Genomic DNA, 224 nt, shown 5'->3' on the forward strand with positions numbered 1-224 from the left:
TGATGATGGCAGAGAGGTCACACCCGTTCCCATACCGAACACGGAAGTTAAGCTCTCTAGCGCCGATGGTAGTTGGGACCTTGTCCCTGTGAGAGTAGGACGTCGCCAAGCTATTTATATTGTCGCGGGGTGGAGCAGCACGGTAGCTCGTCGGGCTCATAACCCGAAGGTCGCAGGTTCAAATCCTGTCCCCGCAACCAAATGGTCCCGTGGTGTAGTGGTTA

1 tRNA gene and 1 rRNA gene are annotated in these 224 nt (G+C 55.4%); both read left to right on the forward strand.

Going from position 1 to position 224, the window contains the following annotated elements:
* Positions 1-111: ribosomal RNA gene (gene rrf, locus MR136_RS28360) — 5S ribosomal RNA — on the forward strand; the annotation flags it as partial.
* 12 nt (positions 112-123) lie between these two features.
* A tRNA-Met gene (locus tag MR136_RS28365) sits at positions 124-200 on the forward strand.
* Positions 201-224 lie beyond the last annotated feature (24 nt).

This window comes from Bacillus cereus group sp. BfR-BA-01311 (assembly GCF_022664295.1).
GTDB classification, from domain to species: domain Bacteria; phylum Bacillota; class Bacilli; order Bacillales; family Bacillaceae_G; genus Bacillus_A; species Bacillus_A cereus.